This window comes from Phaeobacter gallaeciensis (assembly GCF_001678945.1).
GTDB lineage: Bacteria > Pseudomonadota > Alphaproteobacteria > Rhodobacterales > Rhodobacteraceae > Phycobacter > Phycobacter gallaeciensis_A.
Genome location: NZ_CP015124.1, coordinates 1286579 through 1302813, shown reverse-complemented (window position 1 = coordinate 1302813; position 16235 = coordinate 1286579). Strand labels below are relative to the sequence as shown.

Sequence of the window (16235 nt, the reverse complement as noted above, 5' to 3'; positions counted from 1 at the left end):
TAGGGGCTGGACGCGGCGCTCAATTGGGGCAGGCAAAGCCGCGAGGCCCACAGGAGCGGATGAGACGAGAGACGGGCTTCACCGGACGGATCGAGAAAGAATGCTGCTTTCACGGTTGATTTGCGTGACCATGCTATCGTGTTTGAGAGTGACCAAGAAAAGCGAGCTGCCCCTGAAACTGGCCGCCATAGACGCCGGAAGACCGGGGCATCGTAATGGGAAGAAGCACAAGACCGGCCGCCATGGCAGCGGCCAGTGCCAGTGCAAGAAGAGAAGTCATTTCTTTCATTTGTGGTTTCCACTTCCTGGGCTCAATAGTTAAAAAAAGCACTGGCCGTCTGGCGCAGGGTGCACTCAAGGTATCGTTACATGTTTTGTACGGCGTTCGGGGTGCGGGGGTCTTGGCAGGTTCTGCCAGCCATATGACCCTATCTGCCAAACCGGGTGTCCACGCTGCAGTTATTGGGTCGCTGCAGCCTGCCGGTATTGGGCAGGTGCCTGGCCAACCCAGCGTTTGAAGGCGCGGCTGAAAGTACTTTGTTCGGAAAATCCGGTGAGGAATGCGATCTCGGCGATCGAGAAGTCGCTTGTGGTCAGCAGTTCATGGGCAAGTTGGGTTTGGGCCTGTTTCAGGGCCTCTCGATAAGTCAGCCCCTCTTCGGACAGGCGGCGGTAGAGAGTGCGTTCGCTCATCCCCATGGCGCGCGCGATGTCGCCCGCTTGCGGCAAGCCATGTTTCAGGGCCTGTGACAGGTGGCGCATCAGATCGGTCATCAGCGGCGGGTTCTTGTGCAAGGCACACATTTCCTCATCCAAATGCCGGATCAGGAAGTCGGACACCGCCTTGTCTCCGAGCCGGACCGGCAGATCCAGCGCGGTGGAGGGCAGGGCAAGGGCGTCCTGGTCGGCGCCGAACCGGACCTCGCAGCCAAAATACTCGGCATAGCGTTCAGGCGTGCCTCGGCAGGGGTGACGAAAGGATGCATAGGAAAACTGGATATCCTGTCCCAACAGGCAGCGGATCTTGTGAGCAAAGCTGGCCAATGCGCATTCATTGCGAAATTGCAGGACGGGATGAGTGACGGAACGCTCTTCGATGATCAGGCGAGCAGGGTCCTGAGTTTCATCAAAAAGATAATCGACAGTGTCGGTCATGAGCCGGAAATAGCGCTCGATAAGGCGCATGGAGCTACGGAGATCAGGTGCCGTCTTGATCGCAAGCCCCAGCACCCCGAGATCGTCCAGCTGGATGGTCTCTGCGTAAGTGGAAATGAGAGCGACCTCATCTTCCTGGGTGCTCCGTATCCAGTCCAGAGCGTTGAAATACTCGGCCTCGGGCATGATCCCATCCGCGCCCGGCCGAAAGCGATAAACAACTTCCCCTTCAGAGAGCAAAGCACCGTCGTCCGACATCGTCAGACCAGCGGCATTGGCCATCGTCGCCACAAATGTCGTTGTTACACTTGGCATTCGACTCTCCCTGTTTGGGAAACGAAGATAATTTATCTTTTGATTTAGGGATAGAGACTTCGGGGTGTCCTTGGTGCCTCCACGGGCGTCGTTGTTGCGCCTGTCGGCTCCATTTGGGTGCCTGACGCGCTTTGGGGCGGTGGCAGCGCCTGCAATTAGGGGCTGGTCCGTCATGATGCGCCTCCTCCCTGATAACCTATGAGTTAACTGATCAGTCAATGATCTGAAGGGTGTACTGATCGGTACGTAAATGTCAATGTGATTCTTTTCTGCTCCGCTTACTTCACAAGTTGGAGAGGGAAAATCTAATACTTTTCAGTAGCTTAATAACTTGTTTGCAAAACTCACGCGCGCGTGAGTGAAGACGGATCGGTACACCTTTGAGATGAGTTCGGCGGTGCGATCATGAGGCACGGTCGTGGTCAGGGCGCCGTCTAGGCCGATCGCGATAGCGACATGCCGTGGTGCCCAAAGAACCCAGCCAGACGGAGGCTCGCTGAGTAAATGAAAATCGAAGCGTTCTCAGACGCCTGCAACATGGCAGCAGGGCACTGCGACGTTAGCCGCAACGGGAAAGGCCCGCCAACTATGGCAGGCGCGGCATCCACCATGATGCGCCCGAAGTTCTTTGCCTGGTTATTTTACGCCAAGGCCCATCTGCATCAGGGTCCGGCGCACCGGCGCCATTGAATAGAGCGCATTGAGGCCAAAGGCACGTAGATCGCGCAGCGGGCGCGGTGCCAGCATTGAGGTGCGGTTCAACAGGTCGATGCCTTTGACGCGCAGCATGATGTCCTTGTGGCGGGCCTTGTTGTAGGCCTCCAGCATCGCAGCATCGCCCAATCCCTCGGGGCGGGCCTCGGCCAGTTCCAGCAGACAGCGCAGATCACTCAGCGACATGTTCAGCCCTTGGGCGCCGATTGGCGGCACCACGTGGGCCGCCTCTGCCATCAACGCCAACCGCTCGCCGTTCAGCCGCTCAGCCGACTGGCTGATGATCGGCCAGATGGTGCGGCGTGAGGCCAGCGTCAGATCACCCAGCAAGCCACAGCTGCGCCGGGTCATCGCAGCCTCGAACTCTGCCGTCTCCATCTGCAGCAACTCGCTCGCCCGCGGACCGCGTTCCATCCAGACTACGGCTGAGGACGGCAAGCCTTGATAGTCGGGCAGGGGGACCAGGGTGAATGGCCCGCCCGAGCGGTGGATTTCGGTCGAGACGTTTTCATGTGGGACCGGATGGGTCACTGCAAAGGCCAACGCCTTTTGCCCGTATCGGGTGGTCTTGACCGGAATGCCTGCGGCCTCGCGCATCGGGGAATTGCGCCCGTCGCAAGCAAGAACCAGTTTCGCCTTTTGCTGGCTGCCGTCGGTCAGGGTCACGCGGGCTTCATTCAGGCGGGTGAACAGCTGCGTGGTGCCAACGCCGGGGCGGAAATCTACATTCGGTAGATCAGCCAGCGCTGCGACCAGCTCCCGGCGCAACAACCAGTTGGGCAGGTTCCAGCCAAAGGGTTGGTCCGAGATATCGGCGGCGTTGAAATCCCGCACCACTCGCGGTTCGGGGTGCTCTCCACCAGCATCGACGATGCGCATGATCTGGAGGGGGGCGGCGTGACCGGCAAGCCGGGCCCAAAGGCCGCAGCGTTCCAGTAGGTCGCGGGCGGGTTGCAGAACTGCGGTGGTGCGCAGGTCTGAACCATCGACATCGCGTTCGGTGATCGGGGGGGCCGGATCGACGCAGATCACCCGGAATCCTGCAGAGCCAAAAGTGGCGGCGGCCGTCAGTCCGGCAATACCGCCGCCGGAAATCAGGATGTCACAAGTCTGGTCCATGGCTGCCGCCTTTCATCGTCCGTCTGCCCTGAGATATGCCCCAAGGCAGAGGAATGACAAGCGGCATATGGTCCTTATCCGCGCGTGATCAGGATCAAGAGCGTGAACATCACCGGTACAAGGCACAGGGCTGGTATATAAAGACCGGGAACGCCGAACATGACGACCGAGCAACCCCAGAGGCTGACGAAGGTGCCAAGCGCGTAATAGATGTTTTCCTTGGCGCCATAGGCGACCTCTTTGCAGATCCGGCCCAGAAGGGGGATGGCAAACAGCAGCCGCTGCCAGAGAGACAGGCGTTCGGGGAGGGTATAAGCAGTCATATCGCGTTTCCTGTATGTATTACTGCGGCTTCATTTAGGTCAGGAAAGGTGACTATTGCAGGCGAGATTTCGTCGCAGTCTGCTTACGCGTGGAAAACCGCTCAGCTGAGCCGAAATTTACCGCGGTTCAGCAGCCATTCTGCCGCGCCGGACGACCCGGTGCAGCCATTGAGTGGATAAAGGGTACGGGGGAGCGGTGCCGGTTCTACAACAGGCGGCTCAGGAACCCTGTCAGATCATCAGTATGGTGATGGATGTGATCGCCGTCTTGCGGGGCTGGCGCGACATGGACGGTGCGCATGCCCATGGCGTGCGGTGCAGCCAGATTGCGGGGATCATCCTCGAACATGGCGGCGCTTTGTGGCGCAATGCCCGCCTTGGCAAACACGGTGTCGAATGCCTGCCGTTCGGGTTTTGGCCGGTAATCGGCGTGTTCGACGCCATAGATCCCGTCAAACAGCCCAGCCAGACCGCGCGCTTCGAGAACCCGCTCGGCGTAGGGGGCGCTGCCGTTGGTATAGACGATCCGCCGCCCCGGCAGATCCCTGATCCGGGCGGCAAGCTCGGCATCGGGATCCAGCGGCGCAAAGGAAATGTCGTGCACCGCAACCAGATAGGGATCGGGATCGATGCCGTGTTCTTGCATCAGTCCGGCCAGGGTGGTGCCATGTTCCCGCCAGTAGTGTTTGCGCAGACGGTCGGCCTCGGCGTGATCCACGCCCAGTTCGGCCATCACATAATCGGTCATCTTGACCTCGATCTGATCGAACAGCCGCGCCGAGGGCGGGTAAAGCGTGTTGTCGAGGTCGAAGACCCAGTGACGGACATGAGAGAAATGTGATTTGACCATGCCCTTCGATTAAGTTGGATGCGGCTGTTTTGCAATGCAGCGCGGCTTTTCTGGCCTGCGTGATTTCGGCGCAAATTGAGCAAGAGGCTTGATTGGCCGGGGCCGCACTGTAGAAAAGACCGGATGAAATCCAACGGAAAGACCATGAACCAGCACCGCAGCACCCAGAAAGACGCCTATGCGCTGATCCTTGAGGCCATCGACGTAGGCGTCTACCGGCCCGGCGACCGACTGGTGGAGAGTGATCTGGCCGAACGCTTTGGCGTCTCCCGCACGCCGATCCGTGAGGCCCTGCAACGGCTTGAGACACAATCGCTGCTGGAGCGGGACGGCAGGTCGCTGATCGTGGCCTCGCTGGATCATAACCAGATGGCCGAGCTCTATGTGGTGCGGCGCGAACTGGAAGGTCTGGCCGCGCGGTTGGCAGCCCAGCACGCCACCGAAGAAGAGATCCGTGTCCTGCAGGAGATGGTGAAGGCCGATGATCAGCTGGTCGATGATCCGACCGAGCTGGCCAAGGCGAACCGGCGCTTTCACGAACAGATCCACCTTGCCTCGCACAACCGCTATCTGGTCCAGCAGCTCAATCTGGTGCACCGGACAATGGCCCTGATGGCAACCACCTCGCTGGCGGCCAAGGGACGCGGCAAGATCGCGCAGTCCGAGCATAAGGGCATCGTGGATGCGATCAGCAGGCGCGATGCGGATGCTGCGGCAGATGCCCTGAAAGATCATATTTCTATCGCCTTCATGACCCGTCTGAAACAGGATGCTGGCGACCGCAGCAAAGGCTGAGCGTCAGGTTGCGTCTCTTGCAGGCAGGTCAACTCTGTGCGCTGCTGCAGGCCTCGGCCTGTATTGCGCTCCGTGTCTGTGGGTCATAATAATCGTCCGGCGCGTGGAACCCGTGATCGGTCTTGTCCCAGAAAAACGGATGAAAAACCAATTCATAGAGGCCCTTGTAGGCGGCGACGACTCCCATAGGATAATAGTACAGAAGGCAAGGTGCCCACAGGGCCAGCCATCGCCGACGGGTTACAAAGGCTGCGACAACAGCTGTTATCTGGTTCAGGAGCTCAAAAATTACGATGCTTGCGACGGCGAGCGCCAGCCAGCCTCCGGGAACCGTGTCTGCGCTGGGATGAGGCAGCCCCAAGGCGACGAGCCAGAAGCTCCACAGGAATGGGGCGAGCAGAAATTGCCCGACAGAGCACAGAAAGAAGATCTGGAAGCCGATGAACCGCGACCAGCCAAGATCCCGAAGAAGCTGCGCCGGGGATCGCATGTGGACGCAATAGGTCACCATGAAACCTTTGAGCCAGCGTGATCTCTGCTTGATCCAGGGCCAGGGGCGGCAATTGGCCTCTTCATAGGTGGTGGAGGCCAGCATCTTGGTGCGATAGCCGGCTCGGAACAGGCGCACGCCCAGGTCGGCATCCTCGGTCACATTGTGGGCGTCCCAGCCGCCAACCCGGTCCAGAATGCCGCGCCGGATGAACATGGTGGTGCCGCCAAGCGGAACGACCAGCCCCATGCGGGCAATTCCATGCAGGATAATGCGGAACCAGCTGGCGTATTCCAGCGTAAAGCAGCGCGCGATCCAGCTGGCGCGAGGATTGTAATAATCCAGGACACCTTGCACACAGGCCAGTTCAGGAGGAGCATGGGCAAAGGCCGCAGCCACCCGGTGCAGTTGATCGGGCTGCGGCGCATCTTCGGCATCCCAGACGCCGATGATCTCACCCTGGCAGTGGTTCAGCGCGTAGTTCAGCGCCCGGGGCTTGGTCTTCAGGTCCGCGTAAGCGGGCACCCTGATCACCCGGATCCAATGGGGCAGCCGGGCCTTTTGCACCGCCCGCAGGGTGATGGCGTCATCCTCTTCCAGCACCAGGATAACCTCCATAAGGTGGCGCGGATACCGCAGTTTCCGGAGCCGGTGCAAAAGCGCGCCGCTGATCTTTGCCTCACGGAACAAGGGCACCAGGACCGAGATGCGGGGCAATTGATCCGGACGCAAAAGGCTGCGGTGGGGCAGGGGCGGGCGGTAACGCTCTGCAAGAAAGCCTGCGAGACCGATCACCCGAAAGCCAGTAAACAGCAGGAGCAGCGCAAAGGCCAGTGCGCTGAAGGCGTTGAAAACGAACATCGGAACCAGAATGGTCAGGCTCAGCACCATCCCCATCCACACCGCCATTGCCATATGGAGCCTGCCATGGGCGAGGAAGCGGCTGCTCATCTCGGACGGCACGCTGACGCTGGCGTTCCGGACCATCCGGTGCCGCAGGGTGCGCGTCAGAAGGTCCTGCACCTGCACCTTGCGGGCAAGAACCGGGATCACGGTGCCAAAGGCATTGCGCAGTTGTGCCTGAACCCGGTCGGCCTGGCTGAGATCGGCCATGGCCACAACGATGGAATCCCCCAGCCGCATCCAGGGCACGGCAGAGTTTCGCAGCCAGAAGGCCGGGGGCATTTTGTGTAGAAGGTTTGGGTCAGGGCGGGCGTTTGCCAGCTCGACATAGCGGAAAACGTCTGGGGCAGAGGCTTTGTTCCCCTGGGACGTTCGCGCGCCTTTTCCAGAGGATCGCGTGGTCCTTGGCAACATGGACTGCTGGCTGTCTGGCGGGGATTTTCCATGCTGCCGCAGCGTTAGCGCACGGATAGCTGCGTCCGCCGGTGGTCCGGCGCTGGGCGCTGGCGGCTGGCGCGGTTTGATCCTTGCCGGAGGGGCGCCGAAAGCGGAATGGTTCCTACTTTTTTGGTTCTGACGCGCGGTGAAATGAACCTGCGCCTGATGCGCCCGGATGAGCGCGCTTGCCGGAAGTCGCAATCCCTGTGTGTGTTTGCCCATGTCAAATCAACCCCAGATGGAAGGTGGGGCTACGGTTGCCGCCCATGGTTAATGGGCGGTTAACAGTGCTGAGCTTGGGGTTTTCCTGGGGGTCTTTTTACGAAGCCTTGCGAGTCGCCATGGCTTCCGCAAAACGTTCGAAAAGGTAAAAACTGTCCTGCGGACCGGGGCTTGCCTCCGGGTGGTGCTGTACAGAATAGACAGGGCGCCCGGTCATGGCGATGCCACAGTTGGAGCCGTCAAAGAGCGAAATATGGGTCTCTTCCACGCCTTCGGGCAGGGACTGCGCGTCTACTGCGAACCCGTGGTTCATCGAGGTAATCTCAACCTTGCCGGTGGAATGCTCTTTCACCGGGTGGTTCGCCCCATGGTGGCCGTGGTTCATCTTGACCGTCTTACCACCCAGCGCCAGCGCCAGCATCTGGTGTCCAAGGCAGATGCCAAAAACGGGCAGATCGGTGGTGTCGAGGATCGTCTTGATCATCGGCACGGCATAGGCGCCGGTGGCCGCCGGATCGCCGGGGCCATTGGACAGGAACACTCCGTCAGGATTATGGGCGAGCACCTCTTCGGCCGTGGCCGTTGCAGGCAGAACGGTCACATCGCAGCCCGCAGAGGCCAAGCAGCGCAGGATGTTGCGCTTAGCGCCATAGTCGACGGCGACGACTTTGTGCTGGGGGGCCTCCTGACGGGTATAGCCTTCGGGCCAGGCCCACCGCATTTCGTCCCAGCGATAGCTTTGGGCGCAGGTGACGTCCTTGGCCAGATCCAGACCTTCCAGACCGGACCAGCCGCGGGCGGCTGCAACCAGTGCTTCGACGTCGAAGTTGCCTTCCGGATCATGCGCCAGCGCCGCATGCGGAGCGCCCTGCTGGCGGATCGCGCGGGTCAGGCGCCGGGTGTCGATGCCGCCGATGGCGATGCGTCCGGTGCGGGTCAGCCAGGCTTTCAGCTCTTCGGTGGCGCGCCAGTTGGAGGCCAGCGTCGGGTCCCATTTCACCACCATGCCAGCCGCAACCGGATCGCCGGTTTCGTCATCTTCGGGAGTGACGCCGGTGTTGCCGATATGCGGGAAGGTAAAGGTCACGATTTGCCCGGCATAAGACGGGTCGGTCATGATCTCCTGATAGCCGGTCATCGCGGTGTTGAAACACAGCTCGGCCACGGTTCGTCCTGTTGCGCCGAACCCGGTTCCGTAAAAGACGGTTCCATCAGCAAGCGCAAGGCACGCGGTTGGCTTGGACGGTGCGGTATCGGCCATGACACGACTCTCCATGAGGTGAAATTCAAGGGCTTGTAGGGGGTGGTTCAGAGCGGGTCAAGAGCGCTGCGCACAGGCGCGACAAAGCCTGCAGGCAAAGGGCGTCAGAGCGCGCGCTTGAAATGCGGCTTTCAATTGGATAAACGTCCGAATTCCGATGCCATGGGGATGGGTACAGAAAAATGGATACGCGTACACGGGTCAATCAGGCCCTGAAGCAGGCCATGAAAGACAAGGCAGCCGAACGGCTGGCAACGCTTCGCCTGATCAATGCCGCGATCAAGGACAAGGAAATCGCCGCGCGCGGTGATGGTGAGGAAGGCAGTATCGGCGATGCTGAAATCCTCGGGATCCTGGGCAAGATGACCAAGCAGCGCAACGAAAGCGCCCGCGCCTATGAAGAGGGCGGTCGTCTGGATCTGGCTGAGCGGGAACTGGCGGAAATTACCATCATCGAAGAATTCCTGCCCAAACAGCTGACCGAAGAAGAGATCCGCAGCGCGGTCAAGAGCGCGGTCAGCGACACCGGTGCGGCCTCGATCCGGGATATGGGCAAGGTCATGGGTGTTCTGAAGTCCAAATACACCGGCCAAGTCGATTTCGGCCTTGTTGGCCCGATGGTCAAGGACGAGCTGTGCTCTGAAGGCGGCTGCTGAGGCAGCTGCCGGAACGGGCACTCGCCATGAAAAATTGAGTGCGAAAAAAAGGCCCGCATCGCTGCGGGCTTTTTGCTTTTATGGCAGTTCGGCATCCAGAGCGCCGACCACGGCCCCGGCCTTGCGCAGGAAATCTTCGCGTACCTTTGCGGCAAAGGGATTGGCTTCTGCAATTGCGGCAAAGACGGCAGGGGGATCCCCCTGAACCATCTGCACCGCTTCGACCAGCCGGTCAAAGCTGGCAGTCGTCATCCGGGCGGGCAGGGGGCCCATGTCGGACAGGGTCCGGGCAATTAGGTGCGTCAGCCCCTGAACGGTGGCGGCCTCAATATCGTGCTGCTCGGCGGTGGTCAGAATCACCTGTAGGCCCAACACCGTTCTGAGAAAGGCCGCCAGGGGCAGGTGAGACCTGCCACGTATGTTGCAAAGGGCAATCTTGTGACCAGCGAGGCCAGCGCGGGCGCTTTGCGGGCCAAAAAGCGGGTGGGTGCCCACGAGGTCGACATGATCCGGCAGGCGGCTTTGCATGATTTGTACCGGCTCCAGCTTGACCGAGCCGACATCCGCGACAATGGCGTCGGGCTGAAGGTATGGGCGGATCTCACTACAGACGCTCCCGATGGTATGAACCGGCACCGCGAGGATCACCAACGGGCAACCAGCGGCCGTGGCCAGATCGCCGGCGCGCTGGTTCGGTCCTGAGATGGCGTCTGGTGGCAGGGCTGGATCGCAAATCACGAGCGGTACATGCGGCGACAGGTGTCGGGCGATCAGCTTACCGAATTGGCCAAAGCCGATCAGGCCAACCGTGTGGATATGAGGCATTGAAGTCATCGAAACGCTCCGGTGGGCCACGAAACCGGAGGAGTGTCTGATGCTGCTGCTGACCGCCGGATCGCGGCGGGTGAACATCAAAACAAGTGTATGCGGCCGCCGTTATGGAAACAGCGGATAATAAACGGTGCTGAAAAGAGGCGTCGTTTTACACATGCAGGCTGAGTAGCCCGCGGACCGGGGAAAGTCAAAACCCGATTTCAGCAGGCTCAGCCCCGCAGTGCCGATTGCAGGTCGTCATAGAGCGCTTTGCGCTCCTCCTCGGACAGGAAGGCGCCGATCTCGACCTCCCGGCCACCGCCGCGCAGGGTCACGTAATTGGGCACTGGTCCATCATGGGCGTGCAGTTGGACGGTGGTCCAATGGCGATTGCAATGCCAGCTTTGATGTCCGCCGCGGGGGCCGGTGCGCTCCAGCCGGGCCTCTTCGGGGCCCAGCGTCAGGACCTCCAGGATCTGCCGGTCGCGTCGGCTGCGGTCCAGCGCCCATTTCATGCCGAAGAGGGTGATCAAAAGAAACGGCAAAAGCCCCCAAAGAACGAAGGATCCAAGCAGCGGCAGCAGGGGCACCGAAATCAGAACGGCAGTCAGGGCCAGAAACCGCACGTAGCCTTCTACGGGCAGGGATTGATGCGGCCACAGGTGCAACTCTCGAGGGGCATCGCCTTCTGCGGCGCTGTCGGCGTGGGTCCAGTTGTAGGGCATGAGACGAGTAGGATGTAGGGAGTGGATAGAGCTTTGAATTATGGTCCCGGCGGGCAGGTTTTCAAGGCGCGCTTTGTCGCAAAAGAGAAGATTGAAACTACGAAAAAAGGCCCCGGAGCAGATGCCCCGGGGCCTTTTGTTTTACTGTGCCATCCACCTTTTAGTGGGAGTGGGAACGATCCCAGTCTTCCTGCTTGGGCAGGATTTCAAAGGTGTGCTCGGGCGGCGGCGAGGGCAGCGTCCACTCAAGCGTATCGGCATATTCGTTCCAGTAGTTGTTCTGGGTGATACGTGCGCCGCGCAGCAGCGAGTAGATCACGACACCGAAGAAGAACACGAAGGATGCGAAGGACAGGAACGCGCCGTAGGACGAGATCTTGTTCCAGTAGGCGAAGCCTTCGGGATAGTCGATGTAACGACGCGGCATGCCCTGACGGCCCAGGAAGTGCTGGGGGAAGAAGGTCAGGTTTGCACCGATGAAGAACATCCAGAAGTGAATCTGAGCGCCGATCTCGGAGTACTGCTTGCCGGTCATCTTGCCGAAGTAGAAGTAGATGCCTGCGAAGATCGCGAAGACAGCACCCAGCGACATCACGTAGTGGAAGTGAGCAACCACGTAGTAAGTGTCGTGATAGGCACGGTCCACGGCAGCCTGCGACAGAACCACACCGGTCACACCACCAACGGTGAACAGGAACAGGAAGCCGAAAGCGAACATCATGGGCGCTTTGAACTCGATGGAGCCGCCCCACATGGTTGCGATCCAGGAGAAGACCTTAACCCCGGTGGGAACCGCGATGACCATCGTTGCCAGCATGAAGTAGGCCTGCTGGTTCAACGACATACCAACGGTATACATGTGGTGCGCCCAGACGACGAAGCCCAGAACACCGATCGCAATGATCGCCCAGACCATCGGCAGGTAACCGAAGACCGGCTTCTTCGAGAAGGTCGCGATCACGTGGGAGATGATACCAAAGCCCGGCAGGATCACGATGTACACTTCCGGGTGGCCGAAGAACCACAGGATGTGCTGGTACAGGATCGGGTCACCACCGCCTGCGGGGTCAAAGAAGGTAAAGCCGAAGTTACGGTCCATCAGCAGCATGGTGATGGCGCCAGCCAGAACCGGCAGGGACAGCAGGATCAGCCAGGAGGTGACAAAGATCGACCAGGAGAACAGCGGTACCTTGAACAGGGTCATGCCAGGGGCACGCATGTTCAGGAAGGTGGTGATCATGTTGATCGCGCCGAGGATCGACGAGGCACCCGAAACGTGGACGGCGAAGATCGCCAGGTCCATCGAGAAACCGCCTTCATTGACCGACAGCGGCGGGTAGAGAACCCAGCCCACGCCAGAACCCATCTGGTCGTTGCCGCCCGGTGCCAGCACCGAGGCAACCGCCAGCGAGGTACCAGCCACGTAGAGCCAGAAGCTGAGGTTGTTCATCCGCGGGAACGCCATGTCCGGCGCGCCGATCTGCAGCGGCATGAAGTAGTTGCCGAAACCGCCGAACAGTGCCGGGATGACCACGAAGAACATCATCAGGATGCCGTGCGCGGTGATCAGAACGTTCCAGAGGTGTCCGTTCGGGGTACATTCGCCCGGAACAGATGCCGCCATCGTGCTCAAGAAGCCGCTGATGAGACCTTTGTCCAGGTGCTCCATGCACATGTACTGAACGCCGGGGTCCATCAGCTCAAGCCGCATGAACACGGTGAACGCGACGGAAATGAAACCTGCAAGCGCCGAAACGATCAGGTAGAGAATGCCGATATCCTTATGGTTCGTGCTCATGAACCAGCGGGTGAAAAAACCGCGCTCGTCTTCGTGGCCGTGACCATGAATGGCTGCGTCTGCCATTTAAGGTGCCTCCTGTTGCAAAACTTAAGGCCACTGGGAGGGTTTCCGGGCGGCCTAGACTCGATGTTGGTTTTAGAGCGCCCTTAAAGGGCCTTCAATGGCGGAGTTTGATCTGGATCAAGAATAATTGTCGCGGGGGGTGGCTTTTCTGGGGGGCATTCCTATCGCGGATCGGCAATGTTAGACCTGCGCCAGCCCGGCGCGCAAAACCGGGAGACCGCTAAGGATGGAGAGACAGCCGATGCCCGCCTATGATTCTGACAATATCTTTGCAAAATTGCTGCGCGGGGAAATCCCCTCGGCGCGGGTTTATGAAGATGATGATACTCTCGCTTTCATGGATATCATGCCCCGGGCAGATGGGCATCTGCTGGTTATCCCGAAAACACCCTGCCGCAACGTTCTGGATGCCAGCCCCGAGCAACTGGCGGCCGTCATGCAGACCGTGCAGAAAATGGGCCACGCGGTGCTCAAGGCTTTTGACGCAGACGGGGTCACCGTCCAGCAGTTCAACGAGGCCGCAGGCGGGCAGGAGGTGTTCCACCTGCATTTCCACGTACTGCCGCGCAAGGAGGGCGACAAGCTGCGCCCGCCGGGCAAAATGGGCGACATGGAGCAGATCCAGGAACACGCGGCCAAGATCCGGGATGCGGTCGCCGGTTGACCGGCTGACGCAATGCTGAGCGACATCGCTGCCGCATCTTTTTGAAGGGCGGCGGCGAATATTAACTCGACCGAAAACTGGGCGTTGTTCGGGGGCGGACCGAGCGGGTGCTGGTCAGGAGTTTTGCCTGTGCCTAAGATAGCCGTCCATGCCCGTCTCCTGCCTCTGGTTCTTCGGCCAGCCTTCTGGGGGCGGGGACACAACACATTGGTGGGATTGGGCGGATCTCCATTGCATTGGTCTGCCGACGCGGCTTCCCTGACAGTCAATATAAGGTGGCAAAGCGATCACGTTCTGTGACTGTGCCGACCTCACATTGATTTGGGGTGTTTTTGCTCGATCACGCCGGGGCAGCAATCCTGGGTTCAGGCGGAGCAGGAAGCCCCGTTGGCGGCGGCCTCTGCCCCGAAGACCTCATCGAAGCTGCGGCGCAGGGCGACATCGACATCGGCCATGGTGACGGGCAGGCCCATATCCACCAGACTTGTGACGCCATGCTCCGTGATGCCGCAGGGCACGATTCCGGTGAAATGCTCCAGATCCGGTTCCACGTTGATCGAAATTCCGTGGAAACTCACCCATTTACGCAGGCGGATCCCGATCGCGGCGATCTTGTCTTCTGCGATTTCTCCGGTCGTGGTCCGCGGTTTGTCCGGGCGTTCGATCCAGACGCCGACACGGCCGCAGCGGATGTGTCCGGTCAGGTTGAACTCCGCCAGCGCGCGGATCACCCAGTCTTCCAGCTGCTGCACAAAACGGCGCACATCATGGCCGCGTTTACCCACGTCCAGCATCACATAGACAACCCGCTGACCGGGGCCGTGATAAGTATATTGCCCGCCGCGTTTTGACGGGTAGACCGGAAACCGCTCTGGGTCGGTCAGGTCTTCCACCCGCGCCGAGGTTCCGGCGGTGTAAAGCGGCGGATGTTCAAGCAGCCAGATGCACTCATCTGCCTCGCCTGCCGCGATGGCTGCGGCGCGTGCCTCCATGAAATCGGTCGCTTCCTGATAATCGACGGGGGTGTCGGATGTGATCCAGTCAACCATTGCAGGGCACCTCTGATGGAGTTTTAGGAAAATGGAAGTCCAATGCTGCAGGAAAAAATCTGCAGAAAATCAGCATTTTCAGGGTATCCTATCTGCAACGATTCTTTTTGTTGTTCAATAGAGGGCCTGTTTCATGTTCCGTACCCCGATCAAGACCGCGCTTGCGGCGACCCTGTTTCTATCCGCCCCTTCTGGCCCCGTTGCTGCTGATAATCTTGGGGCCGCTCTTCTGGGCGGCATTGTCGGCGGCGCCATCGTCAATGAGGTGAACCGCAACAAGAAACGCCGCACCGTCAGCCAAGGCTATTCGGCCACGCGGGCGCACAACCGTGAAACGCAGGCTTCTCTCAACTACTTCGGCTTCCCGGCGGGTACGCCGGATGGCGTCATGGGGCGTCGGTCCCGGACTGCGATCAGCCAGTACCAGGTCCATATGGGTTTTCCGGCAACCGGTCAGCTGACCGCCTATGAACGGGATTTTCTGGTCTCATCTTATAATCGTGCCCAGATCGGTGGCCCGCAGGTAATCAAGGCGATGCAAGGCCCCAACGGCGTGCGCGGCTTGCTGCACACCTGGCGGGATGAGGCCGCAGGCGTGCGCAGCGCCAGCACCGGCTATGCCGGACTGCCGATCGAGGTCAGCGATGCTGTCGACGAAATCGCCGCCTCTGCCGAACCGAGCGCCGAACAACTGTTGCAGCGCTCCGGGTTCATGCAGCTGGCGGACATCAACGGCGACGGCAAGAACGATTATCTGATCGACACTTCCGTTTCGGGCAGCTCTTTCTGGTGCGGCGCCTCGCATTGTTCGGTCATGGTCTTTGCCTCGACCCCGCAGGGGTACCAGCGCAACGATTTCATGGCGCGCGGTGTCACGACGGCGAGCTTCTCCTGCCATCAGGGCGTGTGCCGCATGAATGATACGATGCAGGCCTCGGGCCAGGGGGCAGGGCAGGCGGTACCCGCAGCCCCGGCGCCTGCAACACCTCCGGCTGCGTCGCAGCAGGGCGGCACGGTGATGGCATCGGCCGGCGGTCAGGCGCTCGGGGCGATCCCGACCTTCAACGCGCCTTCGCAGGCGGCACAGACGGCCTCTCTGGCAAGCCATTGCAGCAAGGTCAGCCTGCTGACCAATTCGAATGGCGGATATATGACCGTGTCGACGATGACGGACCCTGACCTCGCGCTGGGAGAGCAGTTCTGCATCGCGCGCTCCTATGCGATGAATTCCGGCGAAGCCATCGTGGCGACCCTGACGAATGTGACTTCGGCGCAGGTCGACAGCCAGTGCGATTCCTTTGCCCCGGCGATCCAGCCTTTCCTAGCGCGGTTGGACTCTGACAACAGTCAGGCCGTCATGGCAGATGTGCAAAAGTTCGTGCTGCAATCCAACATGTCGATTGATCAGCTGGCCAACACGGCGGCCGTCTGCATGTTCTCGGGCTATCGCCGAGACAAGCTGGATATCGCGATGGGATCGGCGCTGATCATGGTCGCCATCGGCAAACGCCCCTACGCCGAGCTGATCGGCCACCACATGTCGCAGGGGTTCGGTGCAGCCAAATCCGTTCCTGCGGCGCAGGATTGGTACGGCGTTGCTGTCTCGGCTCTGGAAAATGGCGCCGAAGCGGTCTTCTCGCCCGGTCAACCGGAGCGCGCTGGTCTGATCAAGGCGGCGGCTGCGCAACTCGGTGGTTCCGGCCAACTGCAACCCGTACCTGCCTCAGGCGCCGCGGCGGCCTTGCCAACATTCTCGAACAACTGATCTCCGATCCCACTGCGGAAAGGGGCAGTCAACCGGGCGATTGCGGGCCAGTTGAAGTCTCGCTTCAGCGGTCACAAATTTTCGAAGAGGCAAGATGTCAATTTCGGCATTTTG

At 60.3% G+C, this 16235-nt stretch carries 14 protein-coding genes; 4 read left to right on the top strand and 10 right to left on the bottom strand.

Annotated features, from left to right (window positions below; genetic code table 11):
- Window positions 1–459 precede the first annotated feature (459 nt).
- From JL2886_RS06175 to JL2886_RS06160, 4 genes are all read right to left on the bottom strand, one after another.
- Entirely contained in the window at window positions 460–1644 is a 1185-nt protein-coding gene (locus JL2886_RS06175) for a helix-turn-helix domain-containing protein (protein ID WP_237028433.1), read from the bottom strand.
- A gap of 462 nt (window positions 1645–2106) precedes the next feature.
- Window positions 2107–3303, bottom strand: a complete 1197-nt coding sequence (locus tag JL2886_RS06170) for a UbiH/UbiF family hydroxylase (RefSeq protein WP_065271205.1) — start codon at window positions 3301–3303, stop codon at window positions 2107–2109.
- Window positions 3304–3377: 74 nt separating this feature from the next.
- Entirely contained in the window at window positions 3378–3626 is a 249-nt protein-coding gene (locus tag JL2886_RS06165) for a hypothetical protein (protein WP_065271204.1), read from the bottom strand.
- A gap of 205 nt (window positions 3627–3831) precedes the next feature.
- Window positions 3832–4476 carry a pyrimidine 5'-nucleotidase gene (locus tag JL2886_RS06160; protein WP_065271203.1) on the bottom strand — a complete coding sequence of 215 codons (645 nt, stop codon included), beginning with the start codon at window positions 4474–4476 and terminating at the stop codon, window positions 3832–3834.
- A gap of 144 nt (window positions 4477–4620) precedes the next feature.
- Between JL2886_RS06160 and JL2886_RS06155 the strand changes: the two genes are divergently transcribed.
- The gene (locus tag JL2886_RS06155; protein WP_065273565.1) at window positions 4621–5271 is read left to right on the top strand and encodes a GntR family transcriptional regulator; all 651 of its coding nucleotides are present in this window, start codon (window positions 4621–4623) and stop codon (window positions 5269–5271) included.
- A 28-nt stretch (window positions 5272–5299) separates the two neighbouring features.
- Here JL2886_RS06155 and JL2886_RS06150 read toward each other — a convergent pair whose 3' ends face one another.
- Together JL2886_RS06150 and carA are read right to left on the bottom strand one after the other, a co-directional pair.
- Entirely contained in the window at window positions 5300–7078 is a 1779-nt protein-coding gene (locus tag JL2886_RS06150; protein ID WP_237028432.1) for a glycosyltransferase, read from the bottom strand.
- Between the two features lie 343 nt (window positions 7079–7421).
- Entirely contained in the window at window positions 7422–8585 is a 1164-nt protein-coding gene (gene carA, locus JL2886_RS06145; RefSeq protein ID WP_065271201.1) for a glutamine-hydrolyzing carbamoyl-phosphate synthase small subunit, read from the bottom strand.
- A gap of 182 nt (window positions 8586–8767) precedes the next feature.
- Between carA and JL2886_RS06140 the strand changes: the two genes are divergently transcribed.
- A complete protein-coding gene (locus JL2886_RS06140; RefSeq protein WP_065271200.1) occupies window positions 8768–9241 on the top strand; it encodes a GatB/YqeY domain-containing protein in 474 nt (157 codons plus the stop codon).
- A 78-nt stretch (window positions 9242–9319) separates the two neighbouring features.
- On the opposite strand, the gene JL2886_RS06135 is transcribed toward JL2886_RS06140, so the two are convergent.
- The 3 genes from JL2886_RS06135 to JL2886_RS06125 all read right to left on the bottom strand — a co-directional run bounded on the left by JL2886_RS06135 (window position 9320) and on the right by JL2886_RS06125 (window position 12643).
- Entirely contained in the window at window positions 9320–10075 is a 756-nt protein-coding gene (locus JL2886_RS06135) for a prephenate dehydrogenase (protein WP_065273564.1), read from the bottom strand.
- 209 nt (window positions 10076–10284) lie between these two features.
- Window positions 10285–10779 (bottom strand): DUF2244 domain-containing protein, encoded by a 495-nt coding sequence (locus JL2886_RS06130; protein ID WP_065271199.1) that lies wholly within the window; start codon window positions 10777–10779, stop codon window positions 10285–10287.
- Window positions 10780–10939: 160 nt separating this feature from the next.
- The gene (locus tag JL2886_RS06125; protein ID WP_065271198.1) at window positions 10940–12643 is read right to left on the bottom strand and encodes a cytochrome c oxidase subunit I; all 1704 of its coding nucleotides are present in this window, start codon (window positions 12641–12643) and stop codon (window positions 10940–10942) included.
- Window positions 12644–12884: 241 nt separating this feature from the next.
- Between JL2886_RS06125 and JL2886_RS06120 the strand changes: the two genes are divergently transcribed.
- Complete coding sequence (locus tag JL2886_RS06120; protein ID WP_065271197.1) at window positions 12885–13307, top strand: HIT family protein; 423 nt, start codon at window positions 12885–12887, stop codon at window positions 13305–13307.
- Between the two features lie 365 nt (window positions 13308–13672).
- Here JL2886_RS06120 and lipB read toward each other — a convergent pair whose 3' ends face one another.
- Window positions 13673–14356, bottom strand: a complete 684-nt coding sequence (lipB, locus tag JL2886_RS06115; RefSeq protein ID WP_065271196.1) for a lipoyl(octanoyl) transferase LipB — start codon at window positions 14354–14356, stop codon at window positions 13673–13675.
- A 133-nt stretch (window positions 14357–14489) separates the two neighbouring features.
- Between lipB and JL2886_RS06110 the strand changes: the two genes are divergently transcribed.
- Window positions 14490–16121, top strand: coding sequence for a peptidoglycan-binding domain-containing protein (locus tag JL2886_RS06110; protein ID WP_065271195.1), 1632 nt, complete (start codon window positions 14490–14492; stop codon window positions 16119–16121).
- Window positions 16122–16235 lie beyond the last annotated feature (114 nt).